The sequence below is a fragment of the Dyadobacter sp. CY343 genome (genome assembly GCF_021390335.1).
Taxonomy (GTDB): domain Bacteria; phylum Bacteroidota; class Bacteroidia; order Cytophagales; family Spirosomataceae; genus Dyadobacter.
In genome coordinates this window covers 58,245-73,868 of the sequence record NZ_JAJUXK010000002.1, presented here as the reverse complement: position 1 = coordinate 73,868, position 15,624 = coordinate 58,245, and the positions used below count along the sequence as shown (strand labels likewise).

General features: G+C 42.6%; 13 protein-coding genes. 2 read left to right on the top strand and 11 right to left on the bottom strand.

All coding sequences use genetic code 11. The annotated features are described in order from the left end of the window. Nucleotides 1–272 precede the first annotated feature (272 nt). Both LZG94_RS06830 and LZG94_RS06825 read left to right on the top strand, forming a co-directional pair. A complete protein-coding gene (locus LZG94_RS06830; protein WP_215232693.1) occupies nt 273–716 on the top strand; it encodes an oligosaccharide biosynthesis protein Alg14 in 444 nt (147 codons plus the stop codon). Further along, nucleotides 713–1,204: a glycosyltransferase gene (locus LZG94_RS06825; RefSeq protein WP_215232692.1), complete on the top strand. Its 492-nt coding sequence runs from the start codon at nt 713–715 to the stop codon at nt 1,202–1,204. The genes LZG94_RS06830 and LZG94_RS06825 overlap by 4 nt, the downstream gene beginning before the upstream one ends. 153 nt (nt 1,205–1,357) lie before the next feature. Here the strand turns inward: LZG94_RS06825 and asnB are convergent, their stop codons facing one another. The 11 genes from asnB to LZG94_RS06770 all read right to left on the bottom strand — a co-directional run bounded on the left by asnB (nt 1,358) and on the right by LZG94_RS06770 (nt 15,230). Continuing rightward, nucleotides 1,358–3,220, bottom strand: coding sequence for an asparagine synthase (glutamine-hydrolyzing) (gene asnB / locus LZG94_RS06820; RefSeq protein ID WP_233791180.1), 1,863 nt, complete (start codon nt 3,218–3,220; stop codon nt 1,358–1,360). A 38-nt stretch (nt 3,221–3,258) separates the two neighbouring features. Then, nucleotides 3,259–4,341 (bottom strand): glycosyltransferase family 4 protein, encoded by a 1,083-nt coding sequence (locus tag LZG94_RS06815; protein ID WP_215232690.1) that lies wholly within the window; start codon nt 4,339–4,341, stop codon nt 3,259–3,261. A gap of 44 nt (nt 4,342–4,385) precedes the next feature. Further along, nucleotides 4,386–4,886 carry a serine acetyltransferase gene (locus LZG94_RS06810; protein ID WP_233791179.1) on the bottom strand — a complete coding sequence of 167 codons (501 nt, stop codon included), beginning with the start codon at nt 4,884–4,886 and terminating at the stop codon, nt 4,386–4,388. A 31-nt stretch (nt 4,887–4,917) separates the two neighbouring features. Continuing rightward, the gene (locus LZG94_RS06805; protein ID WP_233791178.1) at nt 4,918–5,901 is read right to left on the bottom strand and encodes a glycosyltransferase; all 984 of its coding nucleotides are present in this window, start codon (nt 5,899–5,901) and stop codon (nt 4,918–4,920) included. Between the two features lie 25 nt (nt 5,902–5,926). Further along, the gene (locus tag LZG94_RS06800) at nt 5,927–6,880 is read right to left on the bottom strand and encodes a glycosyltransferase (protein WP_233791177.1); all 954 of its coding nucleotides are present in this window, start codon (nt 6,878–6,880) and stop codon (nt 5,927–5,929) included. Nucleotides 6,881–6,932: 52 nt separating this feature from the next. Beyond that, entirely contained in the window at nt 6,933–8,156 is a 1,224-nt protein-coding gene (locus tag LZG94_RS06795; RefSeq protein ID WP_233791176.1) for an acyltransferase, read from the bottom strand. A gap of 12 nt (nt 8,157–8,168) precedes the next feature. Continuing rightward, nucleotides 8,169–9,467 (bottom strand): hypothetical protein, encoded by a 1,299-nt coding sequence (locus tag LZG94_RS06790; RefSeq protein WP_233791175.1) that lies wholly within the window; start codon nt 9,465–9,467, stop codon nt 8,169–8,171. Between the two features lie 46 nt (nt 9,468–9,513). Continuing rightward, a complete protein-coding gene (locus tag LZG94_RS06785) occupies nt 9,514–10,866 on the bottom strand; it encodes a flippase (protein WP_215232684.1) in 1,353 nt (450 codons plus the stop codon). Nucleotides 10,867–10,915: 49 nt separating this feature from the next. Continuing rightward, nucleotides 10,916–13,276 carry a tyrosine-protein kinase gene (locus LZG94_RS06780; RefSeq protein WP_233791174.1) on the bottom strand — a complete coding sequence of 787 codons (2,361 nt, stop codon included), beginning with the start codon at nt 13,274–13,276 and terminating at the stop codon, nt 10,916–10,918. Nucleotides 13,277–13,284: 8 nt separating this feature from the next. Continuing rightward, the gene (locus LZG94_RS06775; RefSeq protein ID WP_215232682.1) at nt 13,285–14,103 is read right to left on the bottom strand and encodes a polysaccharide biosynthesis/export family protein; all 819 of its coding nucleotides are present in this window, start codon (nt 14,101–14,103) and stop codon (nt 13,285–13,287) included. A 230-nt stretch (nt 14,104–14,333) separates the two neighbouring features. Beyond that, nucleotides 14,334–15,230 carry a polysaccharide lyase gene (locus LZG94_RS06770; protein ID WP_233791172.1) on the bottom strand — a complete coding sequence of 299 codons (897 nt, stop codon included), beginning with the start codon at nt 15,228–15,230 and terminating at the stop codon, nt 14,334–14,336. Nucleotides 15,231–15,624: the final 394 nt, after the last annotated feature.

Here is a 15,624-nt window from a genome sequence, read left to right as displayed (position 1 = left end):
TAATCTATTATACTTGCTAACGATTTAGACCTATCCTCATTCAGTAATTTGTTTCGTTATTTACTCTCCTCTAAAATGAACTTGTCAGAAAATAAAATCACCTCTCAGATCTATTTGCAAAATCGAAATCCTGTGATCACAGGCAACCTTTTGAAGTCCGCAATGCCGCTTCCTAATTATCAAAAACAAGTAATCTATTAACCATTATTTAATCAATTAAAGACTCTAATTTAATTAGTGTTAAATACTCTCGTTTAAACCCTCGTTTATTTATGAAAATTCTAGCAATTGCCTCTGCCGGAGGACACTGGATTCAGTTATTAAGATTGAAACCTGCATTTGAAGGCCATGAATTGATTTTCGTTTCCACTAAGAAAAGCTTTAAAGACACTGTGGACGGATATGAATTCCACAGCATTCCTGATGCCAGCAGATGGAACAAAATGAAGCTGCTGTATTCACTGATGTGTGTACTGAAAATCGTCTTCCTTTCCCGCCCCAATATCATCATTACAACCGGAGCCGCACCCGGGTTAATGGGAATTATCGCAGGTAAAGTAATCGGCGCCAAAACGGTCTGGATTGACAGTATTGCCAACGTTGAGAATATTTCAATGAGCGGCAGAATAGCGACTTCAATAGCTGACAGAAGCTATACACAGTGGCCGGATTTGTCTAATTCAAAAGTTACTTTTAACGGAAGCGTATTATCATGATTTTTGTAACAGTAGGTACTCAGGGAGCCTTTGACAGGCTAATTTCCACGATGGACCAGGTAGCTGAGCTGCTGCCGCACATCACATTCGTCGCACAGGTGTCGACCGGCGGCAGCTACAAGGCCAAACATATGAAGGCACTTGAATTTATATCTCCAACAGAATTCGATAAATACTTTTCCGCCGCGGAATTGGTTGTCAGTCACGCTGGTATGGGTACGATCATTTCTGCATTCGAAAGAGAAAAGCCAATTCTGGTTTTGCCGAAATTGGTTAAATATGGAGAACACAGAAATGACCACCAGCTGGCCACTGCAAAGAGATTGGAAAGTCTTAATTATGTGCACGTTGCTTACGACGAACAACAGCTGAAAGAAAAGGTCTTATCCATGGCAAAGGGAGCACTTAATCCTTTGCACTCTGTGGGTAAATATGCATCTCTTGAATTAATCAATTCCCTGCAAAATTTTATGGCAGTTCCAGCTTAATATTCTGAGCTGGTTAACTGAATTTTAACGAATAATAAAAAAGGTACCGGGCAAATGTCCGGTACCTTTTTTACTTACAGAAATGAATATTAAGGTAAATAAAAAAGGTGCAGCAATTACATTGCCGCACCTTTTTGGTAAGAACTATTTTTGTCAGTTTAGCTTTGCCTTGAAGAAAGAACTGTACCACAATTCGAGTGACAATAAAATAAACAACTGCTTCTTGTAGTCCTTTTTCATCGACCTGTGCTGCTGGATCATTTTCTTGATAAATTCAACATTGAAATATTGTCTGCATAATGAATCTGAACTATCGATCATTTGCATTAATGTGTCAGACAATTCATTTTTGAACCAATCCCCTACCGGCGTTTCAAATCCTCTTTTCTTGCGATGAATGACAGATTGCGGCAGCCACGCTTCCGACGCTTTTTTATGAATGTATTTACCCATTTTTCCTCGCAATTTTAAATCAATCGGAAGAGATTCCAGGTAATTGACAAGATCAATGTCGAGGTACGGCACCCGGTTCTCAATCGAGTTGGCCATCGTGAGCTTATCATTGAAAAGCAGCAGGTTATCTGGCAGCATCGTGCGGGTATCCAGGTAAAGCAGCTTTGACAGGGAATCGGCGTTTTTGTCGGTTCTGTCGTAGAATTTCTCGAAATGGACTTTCTGGTTGCATTCGTTACGCGCCAGGAAATCAGGCTTGTACAAATTCTCCTTCATGTCCGGCGTCAGCAAGGTGTAAATCGCGATGAAGCGGTCGAGTTCGTTGCTAAACTGCGATGCATATACGCCGCGCTCCAAGGTGCTGTTATTTGAGAAAACTTTGGAGACCAGCGAAAGTGGGAGCATAGACAAAATGCCCTTGTATTTCGAGATCAGCCGCTCACCCTGGTAGCGTTTGTATCCGGCCATCGGCTCGTCGGCACCCTGACCGCTCAATACCACTTTTACCTGCTGGGAAGCCAGGTTGGAAAGGTAGTAAAGTGCCGGAATAGTCGGCTCAGCCACCGGTTCCTCGGTGTGGTAGAAAGATTTATAAAAGTAGTTCATGTAGGTTTCCTTTTCCATGAACGTTTCATAATGCTCCGAACCGATCAGCTGTGAAGTTTCGCGCGCGTCGTCCAGCTCATTGAAATTCCCTACACCTTTAAATCCAACTGTGAAAGTCTTGATCTTATAAGCAGATTTTTTCGACATCAAATGCCCGAGTACGGCCGAATCAAGTCCGCCGCTCAGCAGAAGTCCAACCGGCACATCACTCAGCAACTGGCGCTCGACAGCTTGCTCGAGCAGACGCTGATATTCACCAATCGCCTCTTCCTCAGATATATTGTAGTTTATTTTCTGCGCTTTTGGCCAGTAATTCTTGAAAGTGTGGCGGCCATCTGGTGAAAATTCAAGGTAAGTCGCCGCTTCCAATTTCTTGATTCCCTTGAACAGCGTTTGCGGCGCAGGATTGTAGCGGAAAGTGAGGAACGTATTCAATGCAGCCTCATCGATTTCCCGCGCGTATATTTTGTTGTTGGAAATCACTTTGATCTCCGAACTAAAAATAAGCTTGTCGCCTGAAATGTAGTAATACAGCGGTTTTACACCAAAAGGATCGCGTACGAGAACCGTTTTGCCTGTTTTGCGATTAAAAAATGCAAACGAGAAAATACCGTTGAAATCTTTAACGGAATCAATACCGAATTCGCGCAGATAATATAAAATGGTCTCAGTATCAGACTGACCTCTGAAACTGATGTTAGGCAGCTTGGCCCTGAGCTCTTTGTGATTGTAGATCTCCCCATTGAAAGTGATGCAGTAATCTCCGCAATCGGTAAACATAGGCTGCTTTCCAGCTTCCGAAAGGTCCAGGATCGAGAGGCGCGTATGACCAAGAAAAACCCGGTAATTATCAGATTTCAATTCAATAAGCGCCTGTGAATCAGGGCCCCTGTGACTGATCAGATTGATATCCTCTTCGGGCAGTTCACAATTAATACTTCCGGCAATTCCACACATAGTAAAGGAGAGATAAGGTTATTAATATTTTTGATAAATTATTTTTCGGTCAGAAGCTCGGTATAAAATGAATGCAGCTTCGGGATCACCGAGTTAGAATAATATGGTTTCAAGATCAGCGACGACCGCTGGCCCATTTCCAATGCGAGTACCGGCGAAAGCACAAATGCTTTCAGGCTTTCGAGGATCGATTTTTTGTTGCCAGGCTCGACGAGGAACCCGTTCACATTATCGCGCACTACCTCGCCAATGCCGCCAACGGGAGTAGAGATAATAGGCAGATTATAGCTCATTGCTTCCAATATAGAAACCGGAAGCCCTTCATTATGAGAAGGTAATATAAAAATATCACTCGTAGAAAGCAGTTCATCCTTCTTTTCGCCCGTTACCCAGCCTACGTATTCGACGATGTTTTCCAGCGAATGCGTTTTAATAATAGCTTCCAGTTTCTGCGACTCGCCGTTTCCCCCAACCAATAGTTTGAGCCGACCGTTGAAAAACTCTTTATTTTCAATAATTACATTAACCAGATCGTAAATACCTTTTCTGTCGCCAATATATCCCAGGAATAAAAGCGTAAGAACCGGCTTTTGTCTTCTCACAGGTGTTTTATCCGGATGATCTACAATGTTTTCGAGAATATGAATTCGTTTCGGGGAAAAATTCTCCTTGAAGAAATCGTTCCATTGAATTGAAAGACAAATGATCAGATCGGCGTGGTTGATGAAATGCGCGACCAGCTTTTTCACAAACGCGCCGCTGCCATTATAAAAGATGTGAAAATCGGAACCGTGGCTGTGGTATACGACCGCTTTTCCAAACACATATTTGGCAATCAGAAACAATATGTATTTCCGAAAGAAGCTTCCGTTGTGCGCGCCATGAATATGGACGATCTTGATTTTCCTGTTCGCTATCAATACGCCAACATATTTAAAAAGCGAAACAAAGAAATACGGAACGTTCGCCAATGTGCTGTAATTTCCTTCGTAGGAAGATACAAACTGAAAATCAGAAATGTTTTTATTGTAGGAGGCAATTACCGCGCCCATTCCGCCACGGTGATTTTTATATTGCGGACCTACGTGCAATGCGTGTTGAAAAAGGGAGCGTTCTGGCATTTCGAAAAAACTTTTCTTATTGATGATAAAGGAGGGTAAAATTCTTACGCTAGTTGAGGCTCTGTCTGCCTGATAATTCGTGCGGGATTACCGACCGCCACAGAATAGGAAGGAATACTTTTCACGACCACACTTCCCGCGCCGATCTTCACATGATCGCCGATCCTTATATCTCCGATGATGCATACATTCGCGCCAATATCAACGTGGTTACCAATTACCGGGCACGAATCACTTGACCCGTTATTACCGATCGTGGTGGATTGCCGCAGCGTACAATCGGATCCCAAAACGGTATTGGAATGAACTACCAGCGCTTGTCCGTGAAATACGCGCAACCCTTTTCCAGCTTTCAGATCGTGTGGTATCTCTGTTCCCAATATAAAATTCACAAGTATCTTGTAAAATATGATATAGGGAAAAAGCAGGAGCGAAACGATGCCGCCACGAGAATAGTAGCTCGCAATTCTGAACAAAACCATCAGGAAACGTCCCCTTGAATTTTGCTGGTTGCTCTTCCAGTCCTGAAAAATATATGTGATCATGTGGTGTTTTATAAATATGGAGAAGAGAATATTATTTCGTTCTTCTTAATACATCCGAATCCGCAAACTGGCAATACAGCCGAAGCAGGTATTTGTACACAACAGGTTGAAACAGGAAAATAGACAACGCATATTTATGCTTGCTGCGAACCGTTGCGTTCTTCGGATAATCCCTGTATTTCGATAGATTATCTGAAATCAGTTTGTACTCAGCCGCATATTCACTTGCATCAGACAAGATCAGCAGATTCAAAAGAGAGATATTGGTAACAAAGTCAAACATCACCGCAGATTCCAGTATTTCCCGGTCTGCATTTCTACTTTGCGCCAACATTTTGGTAGAGAAATCCAGGATATTCATGTACTTCTTGCTGAACCTGGCCATGCTTTCCGAATTCTCCCGGACAATGTAATTATACTTTTCACTGCTCGTCCGTATCACCTTCGAAGCCTTTTGAAGCACATTGAAATTGTAAAACATATCCTCATAAATATGCCCGGTAAACAATACCGACTTAGCCAGATCAGCTCTGTATATCTTGTCATAAACGCTGATCGGAAAATCGTTGTTCAGCAATGCGACAAGCGCCTCCTTTTTATTAAATAACTGTAATTCCTGAGCTGTACTATCCGAGGTCTGGTTGTTCAGCGTTGTTTTTTTGACGCCGCACATGGAGATGTCAGCCTTGAAGTCAGATATATTAGTTAGCAAAATTTCATACATATCCTTTTCAAGCTCATCGTCGCAATCGACAAATCCGATATACCTGCCGGTCGCCAGTTTAACTCCTGCATTTCTGGCCTCCGAAACGCCCTGGTTATTTTGGTGCACAACGGTAATGCGCGGGTCGCGGCGGGCAAATGCATCACATCTGGCCGGGCTCGAATCGGTGGATCCATCGTTGACTACGATTACTTCGAAGTCAGTGAAAGACTGGTTTAATATCGAATTAAGAGAGGATTCTACGTATTGTTCCTTATTATAAACGGGAACAATAATGGATAATGCTGGCATAAACTTCTTTTTAACGTTGAGGAAACTATCGGCTTGGCAATATGGATCTTTTCACATCCCAATACATCAGATAAGCCATAGCAAGCGGAGCAATTCGCGAATATCCGAGCGTGTTAACTACCGATAAGCCAAGCCGATATCTTTCTCTTACCGAAACGGCCGTGGATAATATCACGACTGAAAAAGCCCATTTAAATTTATCCAGATTCGAAGTCTCTTCTGAAATATTATTGGCTTTGAAATAGTCTGCAACCCACTGAATATGCTGAACATTGGATTCCAGTTTCCGGAGTACAACCGATTTTTGTTTCAGATTGGAAGAGATATTGGATCCGCTGAAACGCCACGAAACACGCGCGTATGGGATGGTAACAATATCCGATTTCCGGCCGAACTTAATCCACGTTGCATCATCGGAACACCATGCGAGATCGTAGTTTTGAAAACCATCTTCCCGATAATAAACGCTTCTCCTGAAAATGTACTCGACAACCGAGCTGTGAATTTTATGACGAATGCGCTCTGCGAAGAAATTTTCAACTCTTAATACAGCAGGATAATTGCTGCATTTCTTGATCGTTTTGCTTTCGCCGTCGATGATATCAATGTCAAAGTGAAAAAGGTCAGCCTTAACGCCGCTATTGAGTGATTTGTAAAATGAGCTCACGCAATTCGGATCCATCACATCGTCATCGGAAAAGAGCCAGATCCACTCTTCATTGTTCGTCATCGCCACCGAGCGCTCCCAATGTCCTACCAGATTTTGCGCGCCCATATTATGCTCAAACCGCTTGTAAACAATGTCCAGATCGTAGGTAAAATCCTTGATGATTTTGAACAGATTATTGGGACTGCCATCATCACCAATGTAAACGGTAAAGTCTTTACAGGTCTGATTTCGGATCGACTCCAGTGTGTCGAAGAGATACTCGCTTTTGAATGCGGGAATCACTATGGCTAACTTTTGGTCGGATTTCATTGACGATTTAATAAATTGAGGAGGGTAAATAAGCAGATAGAGTTAGGTGATATTAATGCGCCTTCTCGGGGCTGATCCGGTTTCTTAATTTCATGACTGGTGCTTCAATGAATCTGTAATTGATTGCAGATACGATAAAAACGAGGACCCAATAAGTCACATATAAAAGGATCGACATCGATATGGAACTGGTCTCATATTTCTCGAAAAACGGAATATAGATAAGCGAATAATGAATCAGGTACATTGAATATGAAATGAGACTGATGTGCATTACCGCATCACGCAGTAATCTGTATTTTATCTTTTTTACGAATACCGCGTGCGGCAATAACATAGCAAAGAAAATAGGCATGACAGTGTAGAAAGAACTGTTGATCAGCAGCTTGACTATGCTATTGTCGTTATACCAATTCGTTTTCTCAAAAATCATAAAGACAACCGCCACCGCTAAAAACGACCCGATCAGCCCGATGACGGCCAGCGGCTTTTTCCATTTAAGCAGAAATGCGCGGGCGTTCTGAAAGGCAAGCGCGACGATCACTCCGTACATTATTGCATCCAAACGGAATACAACTACTTTCCTAATATCCGTATCCAGATTGATATCATTTCCGGTAAGGGATTTTACAAATCTTAATGAAATAAACAGGATCAGATAAGCGCTGAATGTGTAAAGCAGGATCCGGTTTTTGCTGCTACCTTTTGCCAGATAATTAACGATCATCAGAGCGGCCGGGACTGTCAGATAAAACCATTCCTCGACTGCCAGGCTCCAAGCTTCACCGAAAAACGGAGGGTGCGCAGATGTCAGGTTTTGTATGAACAGGAAATATTTCCAGTTGAATTCGGTGTTATACAAATAGCTGTAAAGCATAAAGCAAACCACCAGCATGAAGTAATAGTTGGGTACAGTACGCAACCACCTTCTCATCCAGAAATTAACAATTGTTTTGAAAGTGAACCGCTCTTCTTTCAGGAAAATCTTAATTAAAATAGAACCGATCAGAAAGCCGCTCAGAACAAAAAACAGATCTACTCCCAGCGGACCGATCCAGGTGGAAGCGACATACATTTTCTTGAACACCTGGCCAATGACAGGAATCGTAAAAAGCGGTTTCAATATTCCGAACGAATGGTACCAGACAACCAAAAGTATGGCGATCGCGCGTAATGCATCCAGTCCGGGTTTTCTTTCGGAGCTGTGTTTGATCGGTTTCTTTTCCTGAGCAGAAATTATCGGCTTTTCCGTTTCCTGAAGTAAAACTTGTTCCATGTTTTAAGGGGTTTACGCTGGTTCTGCAACACGAGTTTCATGCTCATATTCAGCAGGTTCAATCGTTCTTATCATTATTTTCTGTGTGTAAGACCATTCAACGAGATAAAAAAGAAAACAGAAAAACGGAATTGCAGCTGCATAAGAATAATGTTCACTGATCCAAACTAATACCAGAGAATAGACAAAGAATAACCTGAGATATTTGGTTTCACCTGTATAATAGCGGCTGCTGATCCCTTTAATATTTACCCATAAAATATTGATCACATAAAAGATACCGAACAGATTGAATGCACCGATCAAGCCGACGTCGCTCCTGTACAATCCTAACTCCTGATTCATCCGGAGCATTTCCATTCCGTAATGCGAATTGTGATTTTCCATCCCATTTCCGGTAAAAACGGTCATCCAGTGAGGCCAGTAGTCAAACAGGAAAAAGTCGGCAGCGATATTACGGATATCGTCTTCGTTTGAATTTAGCTGATCGTTGGTGAGCTCGACAAAGCTGCCGAACAATACATCGCTGAATGCATAAGCAAAACAGGAAAGCGCCAGCGCCACGCCGAGTGCCATAATTTGGGTCCTTCCTTTCAGGCTCAAAGTAAATATCGCCATGCAACCCAGCACCGCAGCCGCTACTTGTCGGGTACCGAAATAATAGAGTCCGGCCAGTCCTAGCAGGACGAATAGCATATAAACGAATTTCTGTTTTCTGAGGGATTCGCAATAAAAATAAATGGTCATAAATACCCCGAAATAATGAGGGTCGATCATAAACCTGTAAATATTCCCGCGCAACAGTTCCTGTCCGTCTTCGCCGTCTCTGTTATAAAACAGGATCATCGGATAAGTAAATTGCTGCACGATCGTAATTATGCACCATATTACTCCGATAGTCGCTATTAAATACACAATACGCTTGGTATCGATATTGAAAACGCGAACGACGAAATAGAGCAGCCAGAAAAAATTGGTTCGGATTACCGACACTGACCAATGCAATTCCTGACCGTGAAATGCCGCTGCACCGAGCGCGCTAATAAGCGGTATGATCAGGAACAGCTTTACATTGGTCCCGAAAATAGAAATGGCAGGCGATCTGTCTTTTGATACGATCAGAATTCCAATACAAGCGACCACTACCACAATTTCGAGCACATCGAATATCCTTCCATTTACTCCATGAAATGCAAACAAATGGCTGCTTACCAACGTAGCGAATACAACAAATGCAAATTTGAGGTTCTGGTATTTGCCTGTTGTCATTTCAGCTGAGCCGATATTTTCACCGTTGAGCGTTAGTATCATTTTATTATTTCGTGGAGTGCCGGATGATTACGGTTGTTAGTGTACGTTACAATCCCTTATTAGCTGGCCTTACTGTTGCATACATTTTTTTGACCATCGGGTTTAATAATTCCGATATACTCTGGAATCTGAAAAACTCCCCGTTGATCGGGTTAAGTCCTTTTCTTTTCAATACCACATACATACTAACGAACAGGAATATCTCGGTAAAAAGCCAGTTAGCCGACGTTCCCATGTAGCCCCATTGTCTGACGATCAACAGGTTCAAAGAGATACTGATAATTCCCGCAAGCGCAGATATTGTAAAGAAGTGTTTGTCCATTTTGAGATTTACCATGATCTGAATTCCAAGCACATTATTAAGCGCGAATAACAGCGGAATAATTGCGAGCATTTGAAATACAGGAATAGCAGCCTCAAACTTCTCTCCGTAAAACAACCTGATCACCAGTGGGCCGAATACAAATATGAATACCGAGGCGCTGCCAATAAAAAGGACAATCAATGGAATTAGTTTTTGCGCAACGCGCAGTCCGCTTTCCTTACTTTCCGAGAATGCGCGGCCAATATATGGGTAAAACGCCTGCGCCAGTGGCATTGTTAAAACTGATTGTGCGATAACGATCAGTCTCTGAGCCGAAGTGTAAAATCCTACCTGCTCCGGATTCTGGTACAAACCCAATATGACGGTATTGGTACTGGAATAAAGATTGACGAAAATCAGCGAAAAGAAAATGATCCTTTCTTCCCACAATACATTGAAACATCTTTTCAGATTGAAGCGCAGAAATTTGATCTTATAATTCTTTAATGCCCACACAAAAGACCAGACCGCGATTCCGGTTTGTATCAATCCTATTAAAAGTGGCTGCCAGATATAGTCTTCATTTTTTCTTACAAAAAACAAAATAGAAATCGTAAAAAGCAGCTTACTGGTGAGGTTGAAAATAGCCACTTTCGTAAGATCCTGCATCGCCTGGAAAAGCCAGTTTTGTGTAAATAATGAGGCTACACAAACCAGGTAGGAGAATATGATTACCAGTCTGTTGGATGCAAAATCGGGCACCAGAAATAACGTTGCGACAAACACACTGGTCGCCACTAAAAACAGCAGGCATTGGGTATAAAAAACTTCACTGAAAACTTCGCTCCGATAGTCAACATTATCGGGATCTTTCAGCAGTTTTCTGGTAGCCGAAAAGTCAAAACTATAACTGACAAGAAGGGTGAAATAGGCAACATAGGCGACTGCAAAATTGATCAAACCATATTTCTCCGGGCCGATTATCCTGGAAATGACGGGCACCGAAAGGATCGGCAGCACGTAATTTCCTATCTGCACCAGGGTAAGCGACAAGAAGTTCTTGCCCAGTTGCTTCATCGAATTACTTTTGTCCATCGTTGAGTAGTTACAGTCTGTTCTGGCTGTTCTTAATGTATTGACTTACCTAGAAACGGTCAGCGAAATTGCTGAACACCGGGCTCAGAATGCCGGGTTTCTGATCGTAATAGTTCATATCGTAGCTGTATCCATATCCGTATTTACGGCTTTGCACGCCATTGAACACAATATTCAGGTTGGGCAAATGATTCTGCCTTTGCAGATCTTTAATGAACGCAAGTTCCGATTTGCTGGTCACGCCCTGTCTCATCACATAAAGCGTCAGATCAGCCATTTTAGCGAAAAGCAATGCGTCTGAAATCAAATGCACGGGTGGGCTGTCTATGATAATGTCGTCATAAACGTTCGCCAGATCCTGTATTAACTGCTGCAATTCGCCGTTTTCAAGGATTTGCGATGGATTTGGTAGCGCGGTTCCGCTGCCGATAATATCCAGGTAAGCGTCAGCATTCGAATTTTGAATGATCTTGTCAACCGACGTTTCTCCGGCCAGGTAATCGCTCACACCGGGAAGCGAGCTGTCCATTTTGAAGTTTTTAAGGATCTTTGGTTTGCGCAGATCAAGTTCAACCAACACGGTTTTTCTTCCTGCGAACGCCGTAGCCAGTGCCAGGTTGCTGCTTAAAAAGCTTTTCCCCTCGCCTGCCACGCTGGACGTGATCAGAATGACCCTACCCTTTCTTTTATCGCTGTAAATATGCTGTAACCTGATCCGTATCGCCCTGATCTGCTCGCTGATCGCGGTAGTCCAGTTACTGTTGGCAGGCACCTTCTTTTTACCCGTTTCAAGCAACAATTCTCCGATTACAGGAATCTTAACAGCATCAGTGATCTCGGAAACGTCTTCGATTTTGGATGTAAAGTGGATTCTCATGTACACGATCCCAAACGGCAGCCCGAATCCGAAGATCAGTGCCAGCGCGGCAGCCAGCGATTTCATCGTACCCGACGGAGCGCCTGCATAAGCCCTGTCCACCACCCTGTCTTCTTCCAGGCTCGATGCGTAGCGGATAGATACCTCTTCCCTCTTCTGTAACAGATAGTTATAAAGACTTTCCTTGATCGATTGCTGTCTCTTGATATTCACGTATTGCCGCTCCTGCGTCGGAATATTCTTGATCGAAGACTCAAACTTGCGGTTGTAGGTTTGCAGCTTATCACGGGTATTTACCAGTGAAGTCCTGATATTTTCCACGTTCTCCTTGATAGCAGTTTTCGTGGTTGAAATCTGCCGATTGATCGGTTCAAAGTCGGGATTGGTTTCCGGCGTTGTCGCAAGCAATTTTTCGCGCTGCAATTGCAGCAAAGCCAGTTTTTCAATCTGACTGCTCAAAGCTGGATCGTCTATTCCAAGCGTGGTAGGCACTTTATCCGGACCTTGCGCGGATCTGATATATTTTTCAACACCCGAGATCACGCTGAGCTTGATATTCACATCATTAAGTCTCGCGTCGTTAGCCTGCATATTTTCCAGACTGATCTTCGAGTCCGACGTCATATCAGTAAGCCCGCGGCTGCTTTTAAAGGTTTCAATCCCTCTTTCCGCATCATTCAGCTCCACACGCAGGGAGTTCAGGCGCTGGTCGAGAAAGTCGATCGTATTTTTGATCTCCTGGTTTTTCGAAACCGTTCTTACTTGGTTATAATTGTTAATCAACGTATTAAGTACATCTTTTCCACGCTGCGGAACCTGGTCGTGCAAAGACAATACGATCGTTGTTGAGAGCTTATTCGAAAGGGTTACATCAATGCGTTTCTGGTAATCAATGGCCAGAAAATCGGGATCCAGATTAGCGATTTCGATTTCTGAGTTGATATAGGAAGTAAGGTCCTTCACGGCTTCCAGTTTCCACGTTCCGTATTCGTCTTTTACTTCACTATTGAATGCAACTTCCTGCTCTCTATCATTTGGATATTTAATGATAAAAGTATTCGGGCTGTTAATAACGATGTTGAATTTGCCATACTTCGCTGCATCCGGCGCGCCGGGAACGGTTAACTTAACGGGGCTGTCTTTATACAGATCCGTGTAGCCGAAACTATCCTTTTTGCGATACTGAACTGCCAGCTGCAAATCGGAAATAACCTGACCGATCAACTGCTTTGATTTCAGAATTTCGAATTCATTTTCGATGATCCGGGTTGAATTCAGAAGGTTGATTTCTTGAAGCGGCGCCTGTTGATTAGGGGTCTTTTTTTCATCCTGGATCAGCAGTGAAGCTTTCACTTCGTACACCGGCTTATCGGTTTTTAGGTAAAAGAAAAACAACGTTCCTGTTATTGCCATTCCTATTACGAAAAGCGGCCAGTGGTACAGGTAGCGCTGAATGGACGAGCTTCCTTTTCCATTTTTATTCTTAGGGTCTGAAAAGGCGAAGGCGGTAATTTGTGCCTGTTGGATATTCATTATGACTGTTATCTATATAAGTTTGACAGAACGATGGCAATGATAGAAAGCCCGGAAAGTGCGAGGGTTGTGATGCGGAAGCCGCGGTCGACAGTGGCGTATTTCGTACGATCAGGTTGAACGTAGATCTCGTCGTTGTTTCTCAGATAATAATAGGGAGATTCAAAGAGCTTCTTGGAAGTAAGGTCAATGGGAATAAAGTTGCGCTTTCCATCCTGCTCACGAACAAGGATAATATTGTTGCGCATTGCTGTGATATTAAGATCTCCTGCGAGTGTCAGCGCCTGCGTGATCGTTGTTCTTTCGTTGTGCAGCGTGTAAATATCAGGTCTCTGAACATCTCCATAAACAGCTACTTTAAAATTAAGGATGCGGATATTAACAACCGGATCTTTATAATAAGTCAGCAATACTTCGGTCAATTTTTTGCGCAATTCGGAAGTCGTTAATCCGCTTACTTTAAAATTACCGATTAATGGAAGCTGTATTTCTCCGTTGTAATCGACAAGGTATCCCGTAACCGGATTGTCGGCAGACTGATCATACATGTTTCCATTAACACGGTTCAAATTATAATTAAAGACAGAGGAGGATTCGGGGTTTCTGCTGCTGACATTAATTCCAAGTATGTCGGCAGGCTGCACAGTAATAGGCACGTAATTCTTAACATTCTCGATGATCAACGAATCACGGTTGAGGTCTTTAAAATAAGGTACCTTTTTGTAAGAACTGCAAGAAAAATTGAGAAGAATGAATAAGAACGGAAGGTACCTGAAAGATGAAGTAAGGCTCTTAGACAACTTAATAGAGGGCAAAGGTAATTTCATGTTGAGTAGGGTATTTATTAACAGAACAAAGTAATGCATTAGTATTTATTCAATCACTTATTTTGGGGTATCATTCCTATACGTTGGGGCGGAATGGGTATTTACAGGGGTTTCAAAATTGAGAAGCAGGCTATGTATTTGCATTCATTTTATAAATTCGAAAACCGGCTACATTTAAACGTTTTACTATATACGTAACCTTAATATAACGATCCGATCTAAAAATTGAATTATTTACTTTTTGTGTGAACGTGGTTATAATCAAGCTTTGCGTTTCCAACCGTGATGTCGTCAACGAATATTATCCTGGGTTCGTCACTGCCCGAAACCCTCGTATTCACAGAGCCCGGTGCATTGGTCCAGCCAATTCTCAAAATACCGATTTTGAAATAGGGAAACTTCCTGTCATAATAGGAATTAGGCTGGTTCAGTCGCTGGAATACCAGCGCATCGTTTTTCCAAACCTCTATTTTTCCTGTATTATCGTAAGCCCATTTGATGTGAAAAACCCAGTCAAGCCATTTGTCCCTGGCTACCGGCCCGAGATTAAATCTTTCGAACGTATATTCATTAGGTCTCGTCACCAGGTTGTGGTCTGACCGTATTTCCAGCACCAGACTATCGTTGAGCACCCCAAGCAACAAAGGCGGACTGCGCCATTCTTCACCCGCATCAAAATCAGGAAGTGACTGCCAGGAAACGATGCTTTCCTCTATCGTATCCTTTGTGAAAGTTTGCGGAAACAGCACTGAAAACGCAAACCAACCCTCCTTCACATCGTTGGGTATCAGCCCGTAAACCGCCTCGGGACCAATCAGTGTATTTTTTTGCTCTTTTGTGAAAGATGCTTCCTGTAGCTCAAAGCGCAGCGACTTCTTGCCTCCCCTACTTACTGAACTGTCCAGTTTTGCTGACCAGGGGCAGCATACCACCTTTTCCGGCCACTCGCCTATCCCATGTTCAAAATCAAAATGAGCGATCGTGTCATTTGCTACCTCCGGCTTTGTCGGCTCATGTTTCTTCTTGGAAATCCCAAGACGTTCGCATGATTGAAGGCAGAAGAATATGGCTGCTGAGCAAACTGCATAACCAACAAAGTTTGCGATCCGGTATGAAGAAAAATTCATAGAGTGACGAGGAGTTGTATTTAAATATTCTGAACGAAGAGGGTTATTAAGTCGGTGCCCGGAAGCATTTCGTTCACAATATTAGTATATGCAATATTTACCATCCCTGCTTTTGGGGTGATCGTATCGAAATTCGGGGGTGTAAGTCGGGGTTATTGTGGAGACGATATATATTTACAAATGTACTCCCTGATACTAATTATTTATTTCGACACGAGTTGTAGTACTAACGCGCTTATTGTAAAAATAGTAGCTGGTATCTGACTATGTAGTTTACATTTCAATATACATATACTTATATATATCTTTCAACTAATACGGTTTCTTATTAAAACTAGTATTGGAAAAATAAATCCAAAATGCATATTTAGTTATCGTTCCGAATTTAAATTGA